This is a genomic window from Streptomyces sp. NBC_01750 (assembly GCF_035918095.1).
Lineage (GTDB): Bacteria > Actinomycetota > Actinomycetes > Streptomycetales > Streptomycetaceae > Streptomyces.
In genome coordinates this window covers 13,525-35,662 of the sequence record NZ_CP109139.1, presented here as the reverse complement: position 1 = coordinate 35,662, position 22,138 = coordinate 13,525, and the positions used below count along the sequence as shown (strand labels likewise).

General features: G+C 69.9%; 21 protein-coding genes. 11 read left to right on the top strand and 10 right to left on the bottom strand.

Annotation, left to right across the window (positions count from 1 at the left end):
* Positions 1 to 133: 133 nt before the first annotated feature.
* Entirely contained in the window at positions 134 to 421 is a 288-nt protein-coding gene (locus OG966_RS40545) for a hypothetical protein (RefSeq protein WP_326655677.1), read from the top strand.
* Positions 422 to 529: 108 nt separating this feature from the next.
* On the opposite strand, the gene OG966_RS40540 is transcribed toward OG966_RS40545, so the two are convergent.
* Complete coding sequence (locus tag OG966_RS40540) at positions 530 to 1,597, bottom strand: C40 family peptidase (RefSeq protein ID WP_326655676.1); 1,068 nt, start codon at positions 1,595 to 1,597, stop codon at positions 530 to 532.
* Positions 1,594 to 2,043 carry a helix-turn-helix transcriptional regulator gene (locus OG966_RS40535; RefSeq protein WP_326655711.1) on the bottom strand — a complete coding sequence of 150 codons (450 nt, stop codon included), beginning with the start codon at positions 2,041 to 2,043 and terminating at the stop codon, positions 1,594 to 1,596. Before OG966_RS40535 ends, OG966_RS40540 begins: the two co-directional genes overlap by 4 nt.
* 307 nt (positions 2,044 to 2,350) lie before the next feature.
* Here OG966_RS40535 and OG966_RS40530 point away from each other — a divergent pair, with 307 nt between their 5' ends.
* From OG966_RS40530 to OG966_RS40495, 8 genes are read left to right on the top strand one after another with little or no spacing between them, the layout of a single operon-like run.
* On the top strand, positions 2,351 to 2,614 hold the full coding sequence (locus tag OG966_RS40530; protein WP_326655674.1) for a hypothetical protein: 264 nt from the start codon (positions 2,351 to 2,353) through the stop codon (positions 2,612 to 2,614).
* A gap of 42 nt (positions 2,615 to 2,656) precedes the next feature.
* The gene (locus OG966_RS40525; protein ID WP_326655672.1) at positions 2,657 to 2,953 is read left to right on the top strand and encodes a hypothetical protein; all 297 of its coding nucleotides are present in this window, start codon (positions 2,657 to 2,659) and stop codon (positions 2,951 to 2,953) included.
* 10 nt (positions 2,954 to 2,963) lie between these two features.
* Positions 2,964 to 3,725: a hypothetical protein gene (locus OG966_RS40520; protein ID WP_326655671.1), complete on the top strand. Its 762-nt coding sequence runs from the start codon at positions 2,964 to 2,966 to the stop codon at positions 3,723 to 3,725.
* Entirely contained in the window at positions 3,722 to 5,272 is a 1,551-nt protein-coding gene (locus OG966_RS40515) for a hypothetical protein (protein ID WP_326655669.1), read from the top strand. Before OG966_RS40520 ends, OG966_RS40515 begins: the two co-directional genes overlap by 4 nt.
* Positions 5,273 to 5,277: 5 nt before the next feature.
* Positions 5,278 to 6,720, top strand: a complete 1,443-nt coding sequence (locus OG966_RS40510; protein WP_326655668.1) for an SCO6880 family protein — start codon at positions 5,278 to 5,280, stop codon at positions 6,718 to 6,720.
* 15 nt (positions 6,721 to 6,735) lie between these two features.
* Complete coding sequence (locus tag OG966_RS40505; protein ID WP_326655666.1) at positions 6,736 to 8,271, top strand: ATP-binding protein; 1,536 nt, start codon at positions 6,736 to 6,738, stop codon at positions 8,269 to 8,271.
* Positions 8,268 to 10,025: a type IV secretory system conjugative DNA transfer family protein gene (locus OG966_RS40500; protein WP_326655665.1), complete on the top strand. Its 1,758-nt coding sequence runs from the start codon at positions 8,268 to 8,270 to the stop codon at positions 10,023 to 10,025. The genes OG966_RS40505 and OG966_RS40500 overlap by 4 nt, the downstream gene beginning before the upstream one ends.
* Positions 10,022 to 10,627: a DUF4913 domain-containing protein gene (locus OG966_RS40495; RefSeq protein WP_326655664.1), complete on the top strand. Its 606-nt coding sequence runs from the start codon at positions 10,022 to 10,024 to the stop codon at positions 10,625 to 10,627. The genes OG966_RS40500 and OG966_RS40495 overlap by 4 nt, the downstream gene beginning before the upstream one ends.
* A 71-nt stretch (positions 10,628 to 10,698) precedes the next feature.
* Here OG966_RS40495 and OG966_RS40490 read toward each other — a convergent pair whose 3' ends face one another.
* The 4 genes from OG966_RS40490 to mobC all read right to left on the bottom strand — a co-directional run bounded on the left by OG966_RS40490 (position 10,699) and on the right by mobC (position 15,112).
* A complete protein-coding gene (locus OG966_RS40490; protein ID WP_326655663.1) occupies positions 10,699 to 11,109 on the bottom strand; it encodes a hypothetical protein in 411 nt (136 codons plus the stop codon).
* A gap of 103 nt (positions 11,110 to 11,212) precedes the next feature.
* A complete protein-coding gene (locus tag OG966_RS40485) occupies positions 11,213 to 12,367 on the bottom strand; it encodes a hypothetical protein (RefSeq protein ID WP_326655661.1) in 1,155 nt (384 codons plus the stop codon).
* Between the two features lie 118 nt (positions 12,368 to 12,485).
* Positions 12,486 to 14,711: a relaxase/mobilization nuclease domain-containing protein gene (locus OG966_RS40480; RefSeq protein ID WP_326655660.1), complete on the bottom strand. Its 2,226-nt coding sequence runs from the start codon at positions 14,709 to 14,711 to the stop codon at positions 12,486 to 12,488.
* Entirely contained in the window at positions 14,708 to 15,112 is a 405-nt protein-coding gene (gene mobC, locus OG966_RS40475) for a plasmid mobilization relaxosome protein MobC (RefSeq protein WP_326655710.1), read from the bottom strand. Before mobC ends, OG966_RS40480 begins: the two co-directional genes overlap by 4 nt.
* Positions 15,113 to 15,407: 295 nt before the next feature.
* Between mobC and OG966_RS40470 the strand changes: the two genes are divergently transcribed.
* Together OG966_RS40470 and OG966_RS40465 are read left to right on the top strand one after the other, a co-directional pair.
* Positions 15,408 to 15,788 carry a hypothetical protein gene (locus OG966_RS40470; protein ID WP_326655709.1) on the top strand — a complete coding sequence of 127 codons (381 nt, stop codon included), beginning with the start codon at positions 15,408 to 15,410 and terminating at the stop codon, positions 15,786 to 15,788.
* 80 nt (positions 15,789 to 15,868) lie between these two features.
* The gene (locus tag OG966_RS40465; RefSeq protein WP_326655708.1) at positions 15,869 to 16,441 is read left to right on the top strand and encodes a hypothetical protein; all 573 of its coding nucleotides are present in this window, start codon (positions 15,869 to 15,871) and stop codon (positions 16,439 to 16,441) included.
* 514 nt (positions 16,442 to 16,955) lie between these two features.
* On the opposite strand, the gene OG966_RS40460 is transcribed toward OG966_RS40465, so the two are convergent.
* From OG966_RS40460 to OG966_RS40445, 4 genes are all read right to left on the bottom strand, one after another.
* On the bottom strand, positions 16,956 to 18,275 hold the full coding sequence (locus OG966_RS40460) for a 3'-5' exonuclease (RefSeq protein WP_326655707.1): 1,320 nt from the start codon (positions 18,273 to 18,275) through the stop codon (positions 16,956 to 16,958).
* Entirely contained in the window at positions 18,272 to 18,667 is a 396-nt protein-coding gene (locus OG966_RS40455) for a hypothetical protein (RefSeq protein ID WP_326655706.1), read from the bottom strand. The genes OG966_RS40460 and OG966_RS40455 overlap by 4 nt, the downstream gene beginning before the upstream one ends.
* Before the next feature lie 64 nt (positions 18,668 to 18,731).
* Positions 18,732 to 20,273: a hypothetical protein gene (locus OG966_RS40450; RefSeq protein WP_326655705.1), complete on the bottom strand. Its 1,542-nt coding sequence runs from the start codon at positions 20,271 to 20,273 to the stop codon at positions 18,732 to 18,734.
* Positions 20,270 to 22,036 (bottom strand): hypothetical protein, encoded by a 1,767-nt coding sequence (locus tag OG966_RS40445; RefSeq protein ID WP_326655704.1) that lies wholly within the window; start codon positions 22,034 to 22,036, stop codon positions 20,270 to 20,272. Before OG966_RS40445 ends, OG966_RS40450 begins: the two co-directional genes overlap by 4 nt.
* Between the last annotated feature and the right edge of the window lie 102 nt (positions 22,037 to 22,138).

The following is a 22,138-nucleotide window of genomic DNA, read 5'->3' as shown; positions in this document are numbered from 1 at the left end:
TGCAGCGGCGTTGACCTGCACATATACGTAAATGAGGGGCCGGGCTGGCACCCGAACCCCTCATCAGTCGGCCACTGACGGCGCTCTATGCGGCTCGCCGTCTGGGCCTCGATCCTGGTTTGGAGGATCTGGCATGACAGTAGTACGTGACTCTCGCGGTGTGGTGCGGGGAACTGGCGGTACCGCCGGGTGGGCACTGGTTCCGGCTCAGCCGCCGGAGGGGGGGTGGCCGCTGCTGCCGCCGGCAGAACCGGTCGAGCCGTCGACCGAGCCCCCGGCCGCCAAGCTGCCCGTACAGGTCGGCCCACTGCCGTTCGGGCCGGTGGAAGAGCTGTTGGCCGTCGTGGCGGCGCTGAACACGGCCGATGACGTGGTCTATGTGGACCGCCGTGCCGAACGTGAGGCCCTGGTCCGCTCGTAACCGAAGCACGAGGGAGCCCGCCACCATCGCGGTGGCGGGCTCTTCGCCGTTCTCCCCTACCTCGAGCATTTCGCGTGTACACGCGAAGTCGCCGCCAGGGGAGGGGCGCTATGCGCCGGGCCGCGTCGCTCCGACGTACTCGCGCGCGGGCATCGCTCCGTCCAGGTCAGCGATGGTCACGGTCTTGCCGGTCCTGGGCGCGTGCAAGATCTTTCCATCGCCGTAGTAGAGGGCGACGTGATAGATCGCGCCCGTGCCGCCCTTCGACCAGAACAGCAAATCGCCAGGCCGTAGGTCGCCCTTGCCCACGGGGCGGCTGACGGTGGCCTGGTACTGGTCGGCCGCGGTCCTGGGGAGTTTGAGGCTGGGCCACCATGCAAACTGCGTCAGGGACGAGCAGTCAAAGCCGGCAGTGTGGGCGGCTACGCACTCACCGTGGAGGTATCCGCCTCCGCCCCCGCAGAATCCGACGGTGGGCCCGCCGGGTGAGCCGCCTCCCCATGAGTAGGGGGTACCGAGCTCGGTGTATGCGCGCCGTACGGCGTCGGGTCCGCTGCCGCTGCCGAGACCACTGATGCCGACATGACTCCACTTCTTCGCGGTCGCCATGATGATGCGCACGTAGTGATAGGTCTGCCCGGCCGCGAAACTCTCCGGTGGCACGCCGCCGTACTGCTGGACCCTGCCCCAACCGGCGTTGTACCCGGCTAGCGCGAGCTCGATGGGCTGGCCTGGGTATCCCGCCTTCTCCGCGCGAGCGATCAAAGAGCACATGAACCGGCCCTGAGCCATGATCGCGTCCTCGGGATCGGTCGGCCCGGTCTTCCCGTCGCCGTCGCTGTCCTCGCCGTAACTGGCGTACGTCGACGGGAGGAACTGCGCGATCCCGACCGCTCCCGCAGAGCTGCCGATGTCCGGGTCAAAGCCGCTTTCCTGCTGGCCTTGGGCGGCCAGCACGGCGGGGGAGAGCTGGGGGCACTGGGCCGCGCTCCTGACGTACCAGGACGCGTATGCCCGCCCGGCTGCGGGCATCTGAGCTAGGTTCAAGCCCCCAAGTGCCTGTCCTGCGGCCTGCGGAGCGGAAGCGTCGGCGGCAGCTCCGCCCAGGACGAGACTGATGACTCCCACCGGGACGCCCACGACTGCGGCGGCGATGCCGCCTATGGCCTTCTTCATTCTGTTCCCCCGTCATCCCTGGTCTGGGCCCTGATCCTCCGCCGTCGTTCCTCTTGGCCCGCCCTCCATGCCTTTGTCCACTTCGCTTCGCTCGTGCCATAAGCGGCGGCCCACCGCGAAGCGTCCTTGACCCCATACGTTCCAGCCTCCACACGACTGACCATCTGACTCGTCACCCCCACCTCTGCGGCTACCTCGCGTTGGGTGAGCCCGCGGCGCTGACGCATCTGCCTCAGGGTCAACGGACCCTCTGCCGGGGCCAGTTCGCCGACTGACACTCCGAGGGCCTTGGCCAATGCCGCTACGACACGGGGCCCTGGCTTGCGTCCGCTCTCCGCCCGACGTTCTGTCTCTGGACTAATTCCAGCCAACGCCGCCAACTGATCGGAACTCAGCCCACGCGCCAAACGTTGCTTTCGCAAACGATCCGCGCGAAAATTCAGCATGCCACTCGACGGACTCATGGACCCCAACTTATATAAGTACACGTTGACAGTCCGTCATGGTAGCGTCACTGTTGAGTTAGATGCAGCATAAGGGGGTGAAATCATGTACCAGAGCACGCGAGTTCAAGAATCTGCCGGTCAGACCAAGTGCTACGGGGTCCTCGGCGCTCATGGCGGGGCGGGGACTTCGACCGTCACCCGTTGGCTCGACCCCGATGGGAGCGGCGGCTCCCTCGAACTGAGCACGGGTTCGCACCTGCCATCGCATTACATCCCGCTTGTGGTGGCTCGGTCCACCGCTTTTGGGATGCAGGAAGCCGTGCGCCTGATCGGCAGGTGGCACCCGACAGTGCCCCGTCCGTATCTCGTCATCGTCCGAGATGCGCCGCTCCGGCTGCCGAGAGCCGTGGTCTACCGCAGGCGGGCCATCGGGTCGCGGGTCCTCGGAATCGCAGAAGTCCCGTACCTGGTGCGGCTGCGGGAGATCGACACTCCCGCCGAGGGCCTCACCCACCCAGCCGTCCAGAAGGCCGCCCGCAACCTGCGGCGGCAACTCGGGCTCCCTTCCTGACTAGGAGAAACACGAATGCACCTGTTGAACACCCTCGCGGACATGGCGGCTCAGGCCCCCATGGCGGATCCGAAGCCGAAGCCACCCGCCTGGGACGCGCCCCCGGCCTCCCCACCCGGCATGGAAACCGTGATGCCCGAATGGATCGGCTGGGCCAAATACTTTGCAATCGGCGCCGGAATCCTCGGCCTGATCGCCTGCGGAATCATGATGATGGTCGGCCGGCGCAACCGGAGCCACCTGTCAGCAGAAGGCGCCAACGGCCTGTTGTGGGTGCTCGGCGGCTTGTCCGTCGTCACCCTCGCCGCTGGCGTCGTCCCCGGCATCGTCGGGGCCTGAGGGGGCGACCATGACACTCGATCTCCAACAGGCGGCCCAACGCCGCATGCGGCGCGCGGTCTTCGTCCTCACCGGCATCGTGCTGGTGCTCGTCGCCGCCCTGGTCGTCATCGCCGTAACCGGCGGCGACTCAGGCAGCGACAAGGGGGCCCCGGCTCCGCAGCCGTCGAACACCGCACCCAAGCCCGCCGCGACTCTCCCTGAGGACGACGGCGGCTATGTCGCGCCCGAGAAGTACGCGAAGCTCCCGGACGCCGCGGCGAAGGTCGGCAATCTGCCGGTCAAGTTCCCCCGGACCCCCGAGGGGGCGGCGGCCATGACGGTTGCTTCCGCACGAAACGCATGGTCACTGGACCCCGCGCAAGTCAAGGCGGGCATCCTCGCCTACGCATCCGCGCAGTACCGCAATGACATGGCCGCAGCGGCCGAGGACGGGGCCAAGGGCAACCGCGAGTTCGCGGGCGTCTCCGCTTCGGGGCCGCTGCCGGCGGGGGCCACTCTCAACGCCTGGCCGATCGGGGTGAAGTGGGCCGAGGTCGACTCCAGCAGCGTTGACGTGCTCGTTCTCCTGCGCGTCACGCACGCCCCCAAGGCAGGCGCGGACTCCACGACAACGCTCGTGGTGAGCCCCGGCCGGGCCGTGTGGGAGTCGGGGGACTGGAAGGTCATGCCCACTGACCCGCCCAAGAACCTTCCGGACCCCGTTGACGTTGGCTCCGCCAAGTTCAACGAGGACGGGTGGAAGGCGATTCAGGAAGGGGACCGACTGTGACCCGCTCCGTGCTGTCGCGCTTCGCGTCGGCGTTCGCCGTGCTCCTGGTGCTCTTCGGCCTGGCGGCGGCTCCTGCTGCCGCTGCAACAAAGACCGCCCCCGCGGCGGTTCCTCAGGTCGTCCCCACTATTGACTGGTGGGGTGCAGCCAAGTGCGGGACGACGCTTCTCCCGAATGCGCCCAAGACATCTGACGGCGCCCTGCAATGCCTGAAGCTCGCCGTGAAGGGAAAGAAGGTTGCCGATGAGGGGTTGAAGAGGGGTGTCAGCGAGGCTACGAAGAAGGTCGCTGATTCCATCATCGGCGACGCTGCCAAGTCGATGGCCGAATTCGCGGGCGAGTTCATGCGCGTCGGCTTCGGCTGGTGGCTGACGACCGATTCGGTACAGGTCAAGGACTCCGGTGTCCTGGGTTGCAATCCTGACAAGGACAAAAAATGCGACCCGACCAAGTCACTGAGCTTGCATGCCCTGATGGTCGGAATCGGCGCCGGTATCGCGACGATCTTGGTCATGTTCCAGGGCATCAAGATGATCATTCAGCGCAAGGGAGCCCCACTGGCCACGGTGATTCAGGGCCTCATGATGAATGTCCTGGTCAGTGCCGCCGGTGTCGGAATCATTGACGCACTGCTCGTCGCATCCGACCAACTCACCAAGAGCATTCTTTACGTCGGGTTCGGCGGGGACGATGTGCCCGACCGGATGGCGGTCATGCTGCTGCCTGCCATCGGCAACCCGATGGGCCTGCTGGCGATCGCATTCATTTCCCTGATCGTGGGCGGAATTCAACTGGTGATGCTGTTCCTTCGCCAAGCAGCCATTCCGATCCAGGCTCTGCTACTGCCGATCGCGGGGGCTGGCCAGGTCGGTGGCGAGAGTTCGCGTCAGTGGCTCCCGCGACTCTTCACCGCAATCATGGTGATCATCACGTACAAGCCCATGGCCGCACTCATCATCTCCGTGGGCTTCACGGAAATGGCGCACGGCAATGGAATCATCGACTTCATCCGTGGTGTCGTGACCCTCATTCTGTCGGTGATCGCGCTCAAGTCGCTCATGGCCCTGTTCTCTCCGCTCGGCATGTCGATGGGTAGCGCGGTGTCTGCCGGTGGCGGCCTGGGCGGTGCGTTGAGCATGGTCGGCGGTGCCATGGCCGCGCAGATGGGCGGCGCTGGTGGTGAGGGCGGCGGCGGTGGCTCCGGTGGCGGTGGCGGCTCGACTGCGGCATCTCACGCGGCAGACATGGAGCGCAGCGGCCCGGCTGCGGGCGGCGACTCCGAGGGGTCGAGCGCCATTCAGCAGGCATCCGGAAGCGTCCCCCAACAGGGCGGCAGCACGGCGGCTGCGGGTGCCGAAACGGCGGCGGCCGAGGGTGCCACCGCGGCGGCCGGTGCGGGGCAGGCGGCTGCGGCGGGCGGCTCGACGGCGGCGGCCTCGACCGCAACGGCTGCGGCGGGCGGCCCGGTGACACTCGCCCTGGTCGCGGCAGAGGCGGGCAAACAGGCCATCAAATCGGCGGGCGACACCGTCGGTGGAAAGGAGTAAAGGACATGACCACGGAATCACAGCCTCTGTACGGCGGGTGGCGTCGTAGCAAGAGCATGGGCATTGCGTCCCTGAATACCCCTCAGACGGTGATCGTCGTCGGCGCACTGCTGGCCCCGATCCTCCTCATCGTCATGGGCGGCTCGATCGCCACCCTGCCCGTGACGATCCCTATCGCACTCACGGTCATCGCCCTGACGGTGTGGCAGCGGCACGGTATGCCGCTGATGTCCTACGTCATCGGCCGTGCCCGTTGGAGCTGGGGCCACATGCGCGGCGAGACCTCTTACCGGTCGGTGTTCCTGCCGTCGCCGGAAGCGCTCGACCTGCCGGGCATGGCGGCCCCGACCAAGCTCGTCCGGGCGGAAAGCTCGGACGGCCGGGGAGCGACGGGCCTGGTCTGGAATCAGCGCACGGGCACGATGACGGCGGCCTTGTTGCTGAACCCCGCCGGGAGCCTTCTGGCATCCGGCGCTACGGTCCGCTCGCAGGTCAACGCGTGGGGAGACGCGCTCGCTCGCCTCGCCGATGAGGACGGCGTGCGGGTCGGCGCGGTGACGCTCCAGATCACTCCCTCCTCGGGGGCCGCGCTCTCCGACCATGTACGCCACCGCCTCGACCCGAGCGCGCCGAGCCTGGCCCGGGAAGCGATCGGCGAGCTGGTCGACCGCGCGCCCCGGGCAAGTGCCCAACTCGCAGCCTGGATGTCGCTGGTGATCGACCCGTCCCAGTCTCCGGAGAAGCCCAAGGGGCCCGCAGAAGCGGCGGCGGTCACCCTCGGCGCCCTGGACGCAGTGGACCTGTCCGGGGCCGGTGTCGACGTGCTGCGGCGCGCGACGGACGCCGACATCAAGCGCCTGGTCCGAGGCGCTTTCGTCCCGGCCGACATGGACGCCCCGGCCGACGAGATCGCCGAACTCGTCTGGCATGAGGTCGGGCCGGTGGCTGCTGAGGACGACTGGGCGGTGTACCGGCACGACGGATACCACTCCGTCTCGTACGTACTGCGGGAAGCCCCGCGCAAGCCCGTCACCTATGACGTGTTGCTGAAGCTCCTCGCGCCGGGCGCCTTCACCCGGCGGGTAACGCTCGCCTACCGGGTGCTGCCCACCGATGAAGCGATGGCGGTGGTGGAACGGGAGGTCAACGCCAATGAGGCCAGGGCCGAGTACCGGCAGCGCACCAAGCGCACGTCGACGCGGCGCGAGCGGGTCGACGCCGAGCACGCCGAGCGCACGGCGACCGAGGAGGCAACCGGCGCGGGGATGGTCCAGTGGTCCATCTACGTGACCACCACGGTGAGCAATGCGGCAGACCTGCCCGCCGCGCGGCGCGAGATCGACAAAGCGGCCCGCGCTTCCGGCGGTCTGCGGTTCCGCCCGGCGTTCGGCGGCCAGTCCGCCGCGATGGTCGTCGGCCTGCCGGTCGGCATCAACCCCCTGCTGTAAGGAAGGGCGCACAACGTGAAGCGCAACAAGACTGCGGCCCGTAAGGGCTCCGAGTCGTCCCGGCGGGGCGTAACCGCCGGGACGACCGCGCCAGAGCCTACCGGCGGCTGGCGCCTCAACCCGAACGTGATCGCCTCCCGCTGGGGCTGGAAGGGTGCCGGCCGTGGCCGCGCGGCCGTCCTCGACCCCGGCTCCGTCTACCTCAGCTCGACCGTGCAGACCGCCGGCCTGTACCCCTTCGTCCTCGGCGGCGGCCTGCCGCCCGAGGGCGTCCCCATCGGATACGACCAACTCACACACGAATTGGTTTGTTTCGACCCGTCCGGCTGGATCGGCTCCCTGGTGACCAACCCGGGCGTCTGGATCATGGCCCAACCCGGCGTCGGTAAGTCGGCGATCGCCAAACGCATCTGCCTCGTCTACAACGCCTACGGCTACAAGCTCGTCGTACCGGGCGACGTGAAGGGCGAGTATGCCGAGCTCGTCGCCGAGCTCGGCGGCCAGGTCGTCCGCATCGGCCGCGGCCTCGACCGCATCAACCCCCTGGACTCCGGCCCCCTGCGCAAGATCCTGCCGACCCTCGACCCGGGACGGCGGGATGCCCTGCTCTCCGAAATGAACGGCCGTCGTAGCGAGCTGCTGCACGCGCTGCTGACGACGGAGATGGACCGGCGGCCGTCCCCCACCGAACGCAACGTCGTCGAGCACGCGATCCGGCTCGTCGCCGCAAAGCTGGTGGGGGAGGGCGACCCGATCATCCCGGACGTGGTCAAGGTGCTGCGGGACGGACCGGCAGAGCTGCGGGCACAGCTCATGGTGGATGGAGAGGACGACTACAGGGCGCTGGTCCGCGGCGTGACTCACGCCCTGGAGAACCTGTGCGTGGGCCCGCTGTCCGGTCTGTTCGACGGCCCGACCACCACACCGTTGGACCTGTCGGCCCCGGCCCTGTCCGTGGACCTGTCCAGCCTCCTGACGGCCGGTGACCACGTGGTCAGTGCCGGTCTGCTGGCCACCTGGGCGTACGCCTACAGCTCGATCGACTCGGCGCGGGCGGTCGGCCTGATGAACGCGCCGCTCGTTCTCCCGCTGGATGAGATGTGGCGGGCCCTACGCGCCGGCCCCGGCATCGTCGACGCCTTCGACTCCATGACCCGCCTGAACCGGGCGCGGAACGAAGTGACACTGTTCATCACGCACTCGCTGCGTGACCCGGAGTCGCTGCCGACGCCACAGGATCGCGCAAAGGCCATGGGCATGATCGACCGGTGCGACTCGATGATTCTCGGGGCGCTGAGCGTCGGCGAACTGGAGCGCGTCTCGGCCCAACGGCCGCTGACGGACGCAGAGATCAACCTCATCGCGTCGTGGTCATCCTCGTCCGGCACAGGCCTGGACGGCACCCGCCAGGTCCACCCCGGACGCGGCAAATACATGTTGAGGCTCGGCACGCGCCCGGGCACCCCGGTACGGCTTCAGCTCACCGACGCTGAACGGCGGCTGTACGAGACAGACCCGTCAAAGACGATCCATAAGGGAGATGCGGCGTGAACGACTCCAACAACGCTGGCGGGGGAGCGGGGGCGGGGGCACCGCTTGCGGTCCTCGGCGTCATCGTCGGCAGCGTCACCCTGTTCACCGGGGCCTACGTCGGCGGAACCCTCGGCGTGGCTCTCGCCGGGGGCGGCTGGGCTCCGCCCGCCTACTCGATCAAGTCGGCAAAGGGCCTCGCCTTCGATGGCCCGGGCCGGCTGTGGCCCGGGCACGCGACGGCGGCCGGTGTCGGCATGGCCGTGCTCCTGGTCCTCGTCCTCGCCGCCCTCGCCGTCGCCGGGTTCTTCGTCTGGCGGCGGTTCTTCTCCCACCGCGCGGGTCTGGCCGGTATGCGGGACCTGGCCCCGCTCGCGCCGAAGGCGATGACCGCGCGGGCCCGCGCCCTGCGGCCCTCGCTCAAGGGTGAGGAGGAGGTGAAGCCGGACGACACGGGGGTGTTGCTCGGCAACCTCGACGCGGCACGCGGCCCTGAGCTGCGGGCGAGCTGGGAAGACGTGCTGTTGGCCATCATGGCCCCGCGTTCGGGCAAGTCGACGTCCATCGCGGTGCCCGCGCTGCTGCGGGCCCCCGGTGCGGTGATGCTCACCTCCAACAAGCCGGACGTGTTCGCGGTGACCCGCGCCCGGCGGTTGGAGGCGGGCGCGGTTTGGCTCCTCGACCCGCAGTCCATCACGCACTCCGAGCGGGCGATGTGGTGGAACATGCTCGACTCCGCCCGCACCATCGAGGGCGCCGGGCGTCTCGCCTCGCACTTCATCGCGGCGACGACCGATGAGAAGTCGCGCGGTGACTTCTGGATGGGGGCGGCGAAGAACCTGTTGACGGCGCTGTTTCACGCTGCTTCGGTCTCGGGCGGCTCGGTCTCGGACGTGCTGGCCTGGCTGTCCACCCCGAGCGACCGCGGGCCGGTGAGCGCGCTCAAGGCGGCCGGCAAAGAGGCCTTGGCCCAACAGCTCGCCTCCACCGTGGCGGGCGCGGCCGACACCCGCGACGGCATTTACGAGACGGCCCGTCAGTGCGTCGCCTGCCTCCTGGACCCGGAAACGCTGGCGTGGGTGACTCCCGATCCGCGGGCGAAAGAGTTCCGCCCGGCGGACTTCGTGCGCTCCCGCGACACGCTGTATCTGTTGTCCAAGGATGGTGGCGGCTCCGCTGCCGGCGTCATCGCGGCGGCGGCCGATGCCGTGCTGCGGGCGGCGATGGTCGCCGCCGAGCGAGCCGGTGGCCGCCTCGATGCGCCGCTGGTGGCGATCCTCGACGAGGCGGCGAACGTGTGCCGCATCGAGGATCTGCCGGACCTGTACTCGCACCTGGGATCGCGCGGCGTGATCCCCGTGACCATCCTGCAGAGCTACCGCCAGGGCGTGCGCGTCTGGGGTGAGGCGGGCATGGATGCCCTGTGGTCGGCGGCCACCATCAAGGCCCTCGGCTCCGGCCTCGACGACGCGGAGTTCGCCGAAAAGGTCTCTCGCCTGGTCGGTGAACACAAGGTCGCCGAGACGTCCGTCTCGCACGGCTCCACCGGCCGCAGCGTCTCCACGTCGCGGCGGCGCGAGCGGGTCATGGAAGCCGCGGAGATCCGCGCACTGCCCAAGGGCCGTGCCCTGCTGCTGGCGACCGGCGTACGGGTCGGCATGATTCGGCTGCGTCCCTGGTACCTCGAATCCGACGCGGCAGACCTGTCCCACGACTCCGACTGTGAGATTGCGGAAATCGCCGTCCGCGCCTCCCGAAAGGTGATCGCAGCATGAGCGATCCGCAACCGGTTGACGTGCTCGCCGAGGACCTGGCGGACCTCGCGGCGACGGTCCACGGTTTCGCCTCTCAGCTGGAACACAACACCAGGAAGGTCGACCAACTCGCCTCCGCGGTTGCCGCCTCCGGCAACGGCCAGGGCGACGACGGGGAAAGCGAGAAAGGAAAGGAGAAGCCCAAGACTCCGCCGTTCATCCTCTGGTTGGACGGGCCGAAGTACAACCGCGAGCTAATGGCCCTCGCCGGCTGGGTGCGGGGCCTGCTCGTCCCCACCTACCTCGGTGAGGTGTCCTCTTCGGCGACCTGGTGCGCAAGCTGGTGGGACCATCCGGCGGCCGTCGCCAGGCTGCATGCGGCGTGGCTCGCCTGGCAGGAACTCACCGACCCGGAAACCTGCGGCCTCACCGGCCCGTCCGTGTGGCACCGTGACCACTTGGACCCGATGCTTGCGCACCTCCGTGCCGCTGATGGGCCGTTCGCCGGCTGCATGACCAACCCGGACCGTCCCCAACACACCGTGTTGCCCGTTCCGCCGGTGGAGCCGCTGCCCGCCGGGCTCGTCGTCGCCGAGCCCGAACCGGAACCGGCGAACGCCTGAGAGTTCACCTGTACAAGCCAAAGGGCCGGAGGGATTTCTTCCCTCCGGCCCTTCTGCATGCACCGTGCGCGTTACGAGATGTTGCGGCGTCCGGCTCCGGGCGGCGGCGTCGCCGCCCGGCCCTGCCCCTGCCCTGCTGGTGCGGCGGCCGACGTGCCGCGGCCTCGGCCCTGTCCGGCCTTCCCCCCCGCCGGGACGGTGGTGGACTTCGTCGCGGCGGCTGCCGCACGGGACTCGATCGTGGACGTGGTGGCCTCGTGCGCGGCCAGTCCGTCAAGGCCTGCCGCGTCGCTCCACTCCATCCCGGCCGTGGCAACGTCGCCCCGGCCGTCCGCCTCTGCGGCCCGGCCTCGGGCGGCGTCGGCGTCACCGAGAGCGGCATCCGCACGCGACTGGTGGTCGGCACTGCTGCGGGCATGCGCCGCTGCATGGCGTCGGGCCTCGGCGTCATCCGTACCGCTGTCGCCAGTGCTGCCGGTCACGGTGGAATCGGGCTTGCGAGTGGGCTCCTCGTCGCCAGACCGCTGGGGGGTTCGCGCGTGGGGATTCATCGGGTCCTCGCTCCTTCCTGGGCGGGTGTGGGATTCATCGGCTGTGCGTACGCGTCGGGTTGGTGGGCATGGTGGGTGCGGTCGGCGCCGCTTGCGGGCCCGGTGCCGGGGTTGCGCCCGGTGTGGCGGTGGTGGACTGAGCCTTGGCGGCTGCGGCGCGGTCGGGTGTCCCGGCCCGTTCTGGCTCCAGCGGGCTCATGAAGGCCCGTACATGCGGACTCGGCTCCGTGGTCGGCGTGCTGGCCGTGGTGGCGGCCGGTGCCGGGGGAGTGGTCGCGGCGGCCGGTGCCGCTGTGGGAGTCGGCACACGAGCGGGGACGGGGGTTTTCGCCTGGTCGGTGAGCAGTCCGCGGGCGGCCTCGGCGGGGGTGAGTTTGATACCGGCGGCGGCGGCCTGCTGGATGCGAGCGGGCACCCCCGCCAGGGCTTCGCGCGGGTTGTGCCCGGCCTCCTCAAGGGCCCTGATCTGACTGGCGATGCCCGGCCACGCGCGGGAGGTCACCATCTGGTTCAACATGCCCTCATCGGCCAGTGACTCGCGGGCGACGACGACCAGCCGTGAGTTCTCCTGGCTGCCGATCCCGAGACGGGCGAGCTCGCGGCTGCGTTCGCCGAGCGCAGAGGTTTCCTCGCGGCCGGTGATCTTCTGCCACAGCTTCGAGACCGCCTCTTTCACCCACTGCGTGAACCGCTGGATTACGCCCGGCTCGTCGCGCTCCTGTCCGGGCGGCGGCGCCCACGGGTCGCGGGGTGTTGCCGCGGCTGCCGATGTGGTGACACCCGGCGTCGTGGACCCGGCCCGTAGGTCGGCGTCCATGCGGGAGATCATGGGGGCGGCGTCGCTGAGGAACTGATGGACGTTGACCCCGGCCCTCTCCAACTTCTTCAGCTCGTCGGCGAGCTGGGGCCACTGCGGCGCGTTCACCATCGCTTCGGCCACGCCCGGCGGCTGCACGGTTGCGCGGACGATGTGCGCGTACCGCTCGTGATCCGGGTCGGCCGGCTGACGCAGGGGCGCGGGGGCAGGCTGCTGCTGCGGGGGTACCGCGGGTGCATTCGCCCGCTGGGCTACCTCGCGTCGCGAGTGCTCACTCAAGACCTGTGCCGTCAACACGAGCACCTGGAGCGCGACGGCGGCCGTCTGCACGGCCTGCCCGGCGGCCTGCTCCATCGGGTTGGTGTCGCTCACCGTGTCACCCCGTTCTGAGTCGTCATCATGTCCCCGTCTCCTGTTGGTCGTCTCGTACTGACGCTAGCTCTCCTGCCGCCACGAAACTCGGGATTTCCAGGCTCGCGGCGGCCCTGCTCTATCGGCGTGGCCTGCGCGGCTGGTCGCGCCGCTGTGCGGCCTCCTGTGCGGCTCGCTCGGCGGCGGTGCGTTCTCCGGGTACTCGGGTCTGGGGGCGTGCCGGTGCGGTCTTGCGTCCGGTGATACGGGGGAGCGAACCGGCGTTGGCGCCGCCGCTCAATCGTCCTTGCAGTCGCCAGGTCAACACCTGGGCGACGCTGTCGGCGTCGGCCAGGTCGCGGGCGGCGGCCACATCGGCGAGAAGTTCCGCAGGCTGATGGCCTTCGCCCGCTGCCTTGATCAGGTATGCGGCGAGTGTCGCCGATGCAGGATCGGCGAGCACAGCCGACGCGTAGGCGGGCACCCCCTGACGCACCGCGTCGCCGAAGCTCGGCGCGTCGCTGCCACCGAGCGGCGTGGTTTCGATCGACTCTCCGCGGCCCACGACCGGCGGCGGTACCACCGGTCCAACCGGGGTTTCCCCGTCGCCCTCCTCGGTCGTCGTCGCCGCCGTGGGCGTACGTGCTTCACCACTCGTACCGGTGCCCTCCGCGGCGGGCCCTGCGGGGCGAGAGGCAGCCTGCCGGGAGTCATCAGTGGAGGCGTCGGCCGTGTCCGTGACCATGCGGCGTTGCAGCCTCCACACGAGCACTTCAGCAACGCTCTCCGCGTCACCGAAACCGCGCAGTGCCGCAACCTCGGCGAGCACTCGACCGGGCTCGTAACCGGCGTTCTCCACTTGCTTGAGCGTGGCCGCGAGCGCGGGCCATGCGGCCTCGCCGAGCACCCTTTCCGCAACCGCCGGGATCGCCCCGCGCACGACCGGTGTGTACGCCTCGACCAGCGCGGGCCCATTCGGCTGCATCGCGGTGCGCTGCCATGTGGCGCGGCTGCCGCGCTGCCGTCCGCTGCCGGCACTCGCACCGTAGGCGACTTCAGTTGCGGCCCTCAGATGGAAGCCGGCTCGCGCGGCGGCCTGCTCCTGGGCGCGGTGCTGGCCTGCCTGGTGGAAGCGCATCGCGGCGGTGACCGCCAAGGCGACGGCCACCAGAATCAGGATCGCCGCTGCCGCCTCCCCGCCGTTGACGCCGAGCGATGCGCTCATGGCGACAAGCTGCGTGGCCATACGCAGATGGTTAGATGCGGTGCTGTTCATCTGCCGGGAGGTGGGTGCTCGGCCTGCCCGCTCGAAAGTACGGGCAGCATCTCTGAGTTCCTGGCGGACTTCGGCCGGGGCCTGGGCCGCGTAGGTCGTCAGGAAGTCCGACAGGGCCACCATCTCGCCTGCCCCGGCGTCGTTCCCTGCCTGCCCGAGAATGGCGGCGGCCTGGTGGACGTGCTCGGCCGCTGCCTGCCATGCGGCGGCCTTGCTGACGGTCTGTCCGGCCGCGGCTGAAAGGGCTGCGGCTGGTGCACCGGTCCAGCGCTCACGCACGCGCGGTAGCGACAGATCCGGGGCGAGACGTGACCCGGAAAACCACACGGCTCGGCCCGCTCCGGTGCGGTCTCCTGGCAGTGCGACCGAATAGCCCGTGATCGTGCCGTCCGGTGCGGTCCGCTTGTTCAGCCGGATACCGGCGCGCTGGATCGCTCCGAAGAACTCGTCATCGGAACCGGCGACGGCGGCGGCCTCGCGCACTTTCTCTTGAAGCGTCACACGGGGGGCCTCGTCGCGGCCCTTACGCACCGCCTTCTCCGCCTCGGCCGTCGTCGGCCACCGGCTCGCCGTCTTGTCCCCGCTCGTCAGCCGGCGCAGCCCGTACCGCACTTCAAGTTCTCGCGCACGTGCCTGCATCTTCACCATGTCCCGTCGCAGAATCGGGGCACGGCCGTCCTGCCGCGCCAGTGTGGCAACGATGTGGATGTGCTGGGGGTCATGACGGACCGCGACCCAACGCGCGCCCATCGGGTCGCCCTTCGGGGCGATACCGGCCGCGTCCATAATCTCGCGCGCAACCTCCGCCCACTCCTCGTCAGAAAGGATGCGGTCGGACGCATCGTTGGACACCGGAACGTGGTACACGTGCTGAGCCGGAATCCTGCCTTCAAGTCCGTACAGGGGCGCGTCCAGCAACGACGCGAGCAACGGAATGTTGGTTCCCTCCGTCCGCCCCGGGTCCGGCACACCGTTGTCCCACGCGGCCACCATGTGCGGGTCCACGTGTTCGTTCGCCCGGCCCGGGCCGTACAGGTAGTACAGCAACCCCGTGGTGCGGCCTCCGCTCTTCGCCTTCTTCGGGATCACGCGCGTCCCTCCAGCATGGCAATCGTCGCCTCGTCCAGTCGCCGAACCGCAATCTCCACCCGCTCTAGAACAGACTCCAGCCGCTCGGGCGTCTCCTCGCCTTCACTGTTCATCACCCGGGCAATCTGGTTCAGGTTCGTGCCGATCCGATTCGCCGCAACCCGGGCATCGGCAAGCATCCGCAACCGGTCCTTGTAGTCCACCGGCGCGGGGGAAACCTCTTCCTTGGCAACTGCCAGGGCGGCTCGCGCGGCGTACGCGGCGGGCTTCAGGCCGGCCACTGCGGCGGCCGTCATGATGATCGCTAGCTCAACATCGTTGTACGCCAGGTTCACACGATGGCTCCGTGGATTGTCGGCGCGTCGCTCGCGGCGGCGAGCACGCGGCATTTCGTCGCTCATTTACCCCTGTTCCTCTGCGAGGGACAGCCCCCACCATCGGTCCGTGCCCGGACCGAAAAGGCGGCCCCGATCAGTCGAGCATAGCGAGGCAGGGGCCACCGACCCTAGTTATTGGAACAATAACTACTAACTTGCTCCGACGTAGGAGGGTAGTTGGCTGGGGTGCCGGGCTTCTAGGGCGGCTCGCGGCTCCGCCGCGATAGGGGGAGCGGTGGGGGGCAACGTACGTCAACCCCTCTCGCGCGCGGGGGATTGCTTCGCACACACCGCGGCGGCCGGCGCTACCATGGCGCGCATGACGACACCTGCCGACAGCGCGACCGGAACTGACGACCAGTCGCCCATCCTCGCCACTGCCAAGAACCTCCTTGCCACGCGCATGGGCGTGATCCCGCCTCTCGCTGAGGCGATCGCAGAACGCAAGCGCCTGCAAGACCTCATCGACGCCACCGAAAGGGCTTACGGCGCGGCCTACGCCGATGCGCAGGCGGCGGGTTGGACTCCCGAGGAACTGCGGCAGATGGGCGCGGACGAACCGACCCGACGCCCCCAAGGCCGGCCCAAGGGTGCGCGCACACGCAAGCCCCGCACCACAGCGGCTCCGGCCACGCCGAGCCAGCGCACGCCTGACGCGACGGAAACCGGCGCGGCGACTCCGGCCCCTACCGGCTCCTGAATCTGCTACGCCCATCGGCCCCGGCCCGCTCCACAGCGTGCCGGGGCCGCCACGTTCACCGACACTCCAAGGGGGTTGCCTTGACTGCCGGAAAAGTCAACACGTTCGTGTGGCTGCACAAGTGGCAAGGCGCTGCGCTGCGGCAGCTCGCCCGGGACAACGCTGCGACCGAAGCGGCCTGGATCGCCTCGCAACGCGAACGCCTGGGCGTCCGCCCCACGGACCCCACACCCGAGCCCGTCCGACTGGAAGCGCTCGCCCGCCGCCCCGAAACATGGCCTGGTGAAAGTCACCTGGTAGAGGCCTCCATGCGCGTACGTCTCGCCGCACCCGACTTGGCTGGCCCCTGGGTCCCGTTCACGCCGACCGAGCTGGAATCCCAACGACTCTCCGGGCGTCGACCCGGAACACCGAACCAGCGCTTCACCGACAAGATCGCGGTCGACATCGCCCCCGGCGTGATCGCCTCCGCCCAACTCGCGGCCTACCGCGTGAGCGAACCCGTGATCGCACAACTCCGCACCGAAAACCTCATCGGCCCCGGCGCATCACGGTCACGCAGAGCACGCGACCGCCGGGAGGAACTACAGGCACAGATCTACACCGTGGGCCGCATCGCACGGGAAGCGATCACCCGCATCATCGCCCCGTAGCCGGGGAGTGCAATCAAACAAGGTAGTTACCTGCTACATCTGCGCGGCCCGTGCCGGTTGAGGGGCTGCGGCCCCGTCTGTGGGGCGCCATCGGTCCGTAATCCTCCGTGGCCTGGTGCGTTGGCGTCTGCGGCGGGGTGGGGGCGGGAAAGGACGGCAGGCGGCGGGGGAGGGGTGCCGGGCTGATCACCGGTTCGGCGGCTGCCGGGGCCCGTTGGGGCTGGGACCGTACCCCCGCCGTCGACCCGAACGGCGCGTGAGGCGAACGCGCCCATAGGCCGTGGCTGATGGGGAGCTATCAGCTGCCGCGATGCTGGCCCGGGCCGGTGTGGTCGCTCCGCGTCGGTACCGGTCTCGTCGTGGCCGGGGCGCGTGTCGTTTCCCCGTCGCACCCGCCCGGCGGACAACCACCGCCCAACCACCGTTTAGCTTGTACAAGCTAAGTCATGTGGGGTGAGGAAAAGGCGGAGCCCGCACCATGGTTGGTGCGGGCTCCTCGTCGTGCGGGCCGGGGCTAAAAGGGGTCTGGCCGCTCGGCAATTTCCCTGATCCGCTCGACCACCGTTCGGCAATCCCCGAGTGCCCGGTGACCGCCTTCGAGCCTCTGCCAACTCCAGCCACCCCAGTAGTCCGACCAGTTCCCGACGTGTACCGCGTAGGCGAGCATCGCGCACCGGTCCCACTGCTGGGCGTCCATCCACGCGGCGGCGGCCGGGTGCGGATCGCCCTCGCGCAACTCCAGTCCGATCAGGGTGGGGCTGTACTCCTGGTGGTAGCGGTTGAGCTCGTAGGCCAAAACTCCGGTGTCGTACTCCTTGTTGTAGATGATGACGCGCCGGCCTTCGAGTGCCCTCGTGAGCCGGGGCAGGATCGTCCCGAACCGGTCCGAGTTCTTCACGTCCTCGTCGGTGATTCCGTGGATTGAAGTGGACTCCTCGGGGATCGGGCACCCGGGGTGTACGAGGGTGTCCAGCAACACGTTCCCGGCCCCGTCCGTGATGCTGATTTCCACGATCTTCGCGTCCCAGTCCAGTCCGGTGGTCTCCGTGTCAAGGATCGCGAATTCGTGCGGTGCGGTCATCACCCGGCGGGCCCACTGCCGAACTGGGCCCAGTTCGTCCCACCGTTCCCGCTCACTCGCCTTGCGGGCCTCCTCGACCTGCCGCTTCCGCGCTGCCTTGCACCCTTCGCAGGTGCGGGGAAACCTCAGCGCGTGGCGGTAGTCGTCGGCAGCGTCGGCGGCCTCGATCTCCTCGCGGGTGGCGGTCTGAACGGTGCAGTCGGGGCAGTGTCGGCGAGTGAGTCGACGGGCGATCTCTTCGCCGCGCTCGACGGCTTCCCGACACGCCTCGCACTGTCGGTAACGCACGCTGCCGGGGTCCTGGAACTCGGTTTCGCATCGGCCGCAGGTCCGCTGCCACCGTTCGTGGGCTGTGTTCGCACATGGGTTGCACACGCGGCCGGAGACGGGAAGCCACGGGGACCGTCGTTGGCTTCGCTCGTACAGCGGCGCGTCTGCCACGACTTCGCACACCAGGCACGTGCGTCGGGCGAGTTTCTGCGCCTCCTGGCGGGGGGAGAGCGGCCGGACGGCCCGGGTGTCATCGACGTGGTACAGCTCGATCATGTCGCTTCCCCGGTAGCGGGTGCGGTAGCGCAGATAGGCACGGGGTTTCTGGCCCGGGGTCTGCCTGCGGCCGGCGGCCTCCAACTGCCGCACGGTCATCAGACCGTCCGGCGTCTCACCGGACGCGTACACGGGCAGTCCGTCGCACATCTCGACGGCCTGGGCGGGGACCGTCACGGCCTTGGTGGTGCTCGTCGTGGTCGTCACCCTGTCGCCTCCTCGCGCTCGATCGCTGCCAACAGCCGCGCGTCAATGCTGGCCCGGACGTGGACGCTGATCCGTCCGGGCTCCTCGCGCCGCTCGTACGGTTCCGAGACGGACATGACCCGGATGCGGGAGGCGAGTTTCAGCGCCTCGACTAACGCGGTCACCTGGGCCGGTGTGCCGGTGTAGCGGACCTCTGCCGGGGGCTGTTCGTCGTCCTCGGCGAGCCGCTGCCGCAAAGTGCCCACGACGGCATCGGCGGCCGTGGCGGGATGCTCCGGGCATCGCAGGGTCCAGCCGTCCGGAGCCTTGGTGCAGGTGCCTTTCCCGGGCGGTACGTAGGTGGCACAGGCGGTACAGGCTCCGCCGCGCCGGTTCACGATGGTGGTCGTCACGTAGTACCCAACCTCTCGTCAGGGGGTGCGAGTTACTGCCTCCGGTGACATCGGTTCGTGCGCGTCATTCCGTCGGCTCGGCCTCGTCGGGCCGGTGTGGCATCGGGACCTCGGTCTGTCCGGGGATCGGCTCCGGAGCCGGCTCCTCGTCGGTTGTCTTCTTGCCCCGGCGGGTCTGCTTCTTGGCCTGTGACAGGGCGGTGATCTCCGCTTTCAGTCGTTCGATTTCCTGGCCGTGGGTGCGCAGTTCTTCGGCGAGCCGGTCCGCGGTCGCCTCGGCCCGTTCGGCGCGCTGTTCCGCGTCGACGGCGCGCTGTTCGGCGGTGGCCGTCTCACGCAGTGCCGTGCGTCGTTCCTCCTGCTCGGTGGCGAGCTGGCCGGCGAGTTCGTCCCGGCGGTGCTCGGCCTCGCCGATGCGCTTGTCTGCCCGCGCCTCGGCCCGGTCCGCGCGGCTTTCGGCCTGCTCCTGGCGCTCCTCTGCCTTGGCCGCGCGCTTGTCGGCCTCGATGCGCTGCCGGTTCGCCTCGGTGACCTGGCCGGTGGCCTCGGCGCGCTCGCGCTGGGCTTCCTTCGTCTGGGCGAGTGCCTGCGCGTATCCGGTCTTCAGCTCCTCCTTTTCCTTCTCCGCCTGGGTCGTTCGGGCTTCGGCGCGTTCCTGGGCGGTCTTGGCGCTCTGGGCGGCGGCGGCGGCCTCGTCTGCCCGGCGGCGGGCGTCGGCGGCCTGACGGCGGGCGTCGGCCCGGTCGCGTTCGGCTTCCTGGCGAACGCGCTCGGCCTCCTCGGCACGGGCTTCGGCCCGGTCGCGTTCGGCGGCGGCGTCCTCGGCACGGGCCTGCGCGGCGGCGGCGGCCTGGCGGGCGTCGTCGCGCTGGCTGACGGCGGTGTCCCGTTCGGCGTGCGCTTCCTCGGCGAGCCGCTGGGCCTCGTCGGCGCGGGCACGCGCGGTGTCCCGTTCGGCCTCGGCCTGCTCCTTCTCGGCTGCGGCCTGCACGGCGCGGGCTTCGGCGAGCTGCTGCCCGCGCTCGGCCTCGCGCTTCTCCTGCTCGGCGACTTCCCGGGCGTCGTCGGCGACTTCGCGGGCGGTGCGGTCGCGTTCGGCGGCGGCCTCGGCGGCCTCCCGGTCGGCGCGGGCCTGCGAGGCTTCCGAGTGGGCGGCGGCAGCATCGGCCTGGGCCGCTACCGTCTTCTGGTTGGCCTGGGACACATCCTGTGCGTTGGCGGCGCGGGCGGCGGCCAACCGGGCTTCGATGCCCTCGGGGCTGTTGATTTTCGCGAGTTCCAACCGCATGTCCGCAGCAACCTGTTCCAGCCGGGTGGTGGTCTCCTCCACCCGGAGGATCTGCCCGGGCAGTCCCGGCGCGTTCCGCTCCCTGGCCCGGGCAGCCTTGCGTTCGTTCTGACAGGTGCTGTCGCAGTACTCGGGCGGGCGGCCCGCTCCGGCCGGCTTGGCCCGGGGGATGAGTTTTCCGCAGTTCGCGCACGGCTCCGGCCAGTAGCCGTGCGGTGCTTCCTCGTCCTCGCCTTCGGCCTGTCCGTCTGTGTCCGGCAACATGGCCGGCTCGGGCTCCTCGGCGTCGTCGGCGCGGGGAGTGTCGTAGGTGGTCACGGGCGGGTGGCCTTCCTGCTGAGGGCGGTGCGGTGGGCCGGTGTCGTCGGCAGCGCGGTTCTCCGCTCGACACGCGGCGGTGGCCCGGGCCGGTAGCTGCGGACTCGGGTGCTGATGCTGCCGTACGGGCGACGGCGGCGGACAATCCGCGGACCGCTGCCCGGCCGGTGTGGTACTCGCTTCGCTCCCGGCGCGCGGGTGACCTGCGGGGCGCTGTCTGCTGCGGTGAGCTCGGCGCAGGCCTCGACGGCGGCTGTGGGGGTCTGCGGTTCACCGGTCCCTGCGGCCTGGTCCTCGACCTGGGCGGGCGCAGTGGCCGACTCGTCGGGGTGCACGGCCTTGGCGAACAGCAGGGCCTCGCTCATGTGGTCGCGTACGGCGTCGGTGCCGATGGTGTGCGCCATCGTCTCGGCGATGCGCGGTGCCCAGTGCATCCAGTTCTCCGACGCGTCCGGCATGCCGGGGTCGGGGCGGATCCCCTCGTGGAGGGGGCCGACCCATCGGGCCAGGTGCCCGATGCAGATACGGCGCCAGCGTCGGCGGTCGCTGCGCCACCGGTCGGCGCTGTGCCGCTCGGTGTGGCGCTGGCCGGTCTCCGACTTCCTGCGCCAGTGGGCGAGTTGGCGCACGGCGGTGGTTGCGGTGGCTTCGACAGCGGCCAGGAGTGCGGGGAGGTCGGCGGCGAACCGGGCCACCTTCAGCGGGTCGCCCTGGACGGTGAGCGTGTGCCGGTGGACGCGTCCGGTCGCCGGATCGGGTGCGGTGCGGCGGGTCGTGACGCCGTATCCGTCCGCCAGGTGCTCGGCGGCCTCGCGGCGGGCGGTGCCGTGCCGTCCGGCGTCGTGGGTGCGGATGGTGAGCTGTGCCGACGCGCCGTCGATGCGCATACGTCCCTCGGCCTGGGCGAGCGGACCGGTGTAACGCTCGGCGCGCTGCGGGCCGTCGACGGTGTACCGGTAGCGGTACGGATCGCGCTCGGCGGGCTCGGGCCGGTCCTCGACGGCAACGGGCGACGGCTGGGGCTCGGGTTCGCGGACCTCGCAGACGTGTGCGGCTTCGCGGGCGGCGGCCTCGGCGGCCTCCTGCGCGGCGGCCCGGTCCTGCTCGGCCTGCACCTCGACGGTCCAGCCGGCGGGCCGCTTCGCGAACGCGTTACGGATGCCGTTCGCCTCGCGCCACTGCGCGTTGAGCGCGTCCTCACGATCCTGCTCGGCGAACCGGGCTTGGAGCTGGGCCCATTCCCGGTCGCGCCGCTGCCGGTTCTCCCGCAGGAAGCGTTCGGCGGCCACCGCGCGACGGCGGGCCTCCTCACCCTGATGGAGCGGGGCGAGTGGTTCCCGCTCGGTCCGCTTGTCCTTGGAGACCGGGGCGGGGCTCCAGCGCTGCCAGACCATCAGGGCGCGGCGGCCGTCCGCGGTGGCCTCGATGCGGCGGCGTCCCGTCTCGTCCGGTGCACCTTCGGAGAGGAACCCGGCCGCGCGCAGGGCCTCGATGCGGCCGGCGGCCACCCGGCGGCCCGGGCCGCTGCCGGTGACGTGCCGGGGCATGCCCTCGCCGTCGACGACCAAGGCATCGGCCGCGGCGTACGCGACGGCCTCGGCCTGCCCGGTCGACCAGCCGAGCCGGTCGGCCTGCCACTCGCCGAGCGACACGTCACGCCAGTACGCGCGCACGGCCTCGGGGTCGGCGCCGTCCGGCTGCTGGCGGTAGGCGGCGATGCTGGCGGCGTTCACGATGGCCGCACGGTCCATGGTGTCTGACATGCCCTCAGCTTAGCATTACTGGAATAGCATTTCTAGTATTCCAGTAATTAGCGCTTGACTCTCGGCTGTGAATTTTCGGGAGCTTCGCCGACGTCTCGTCGG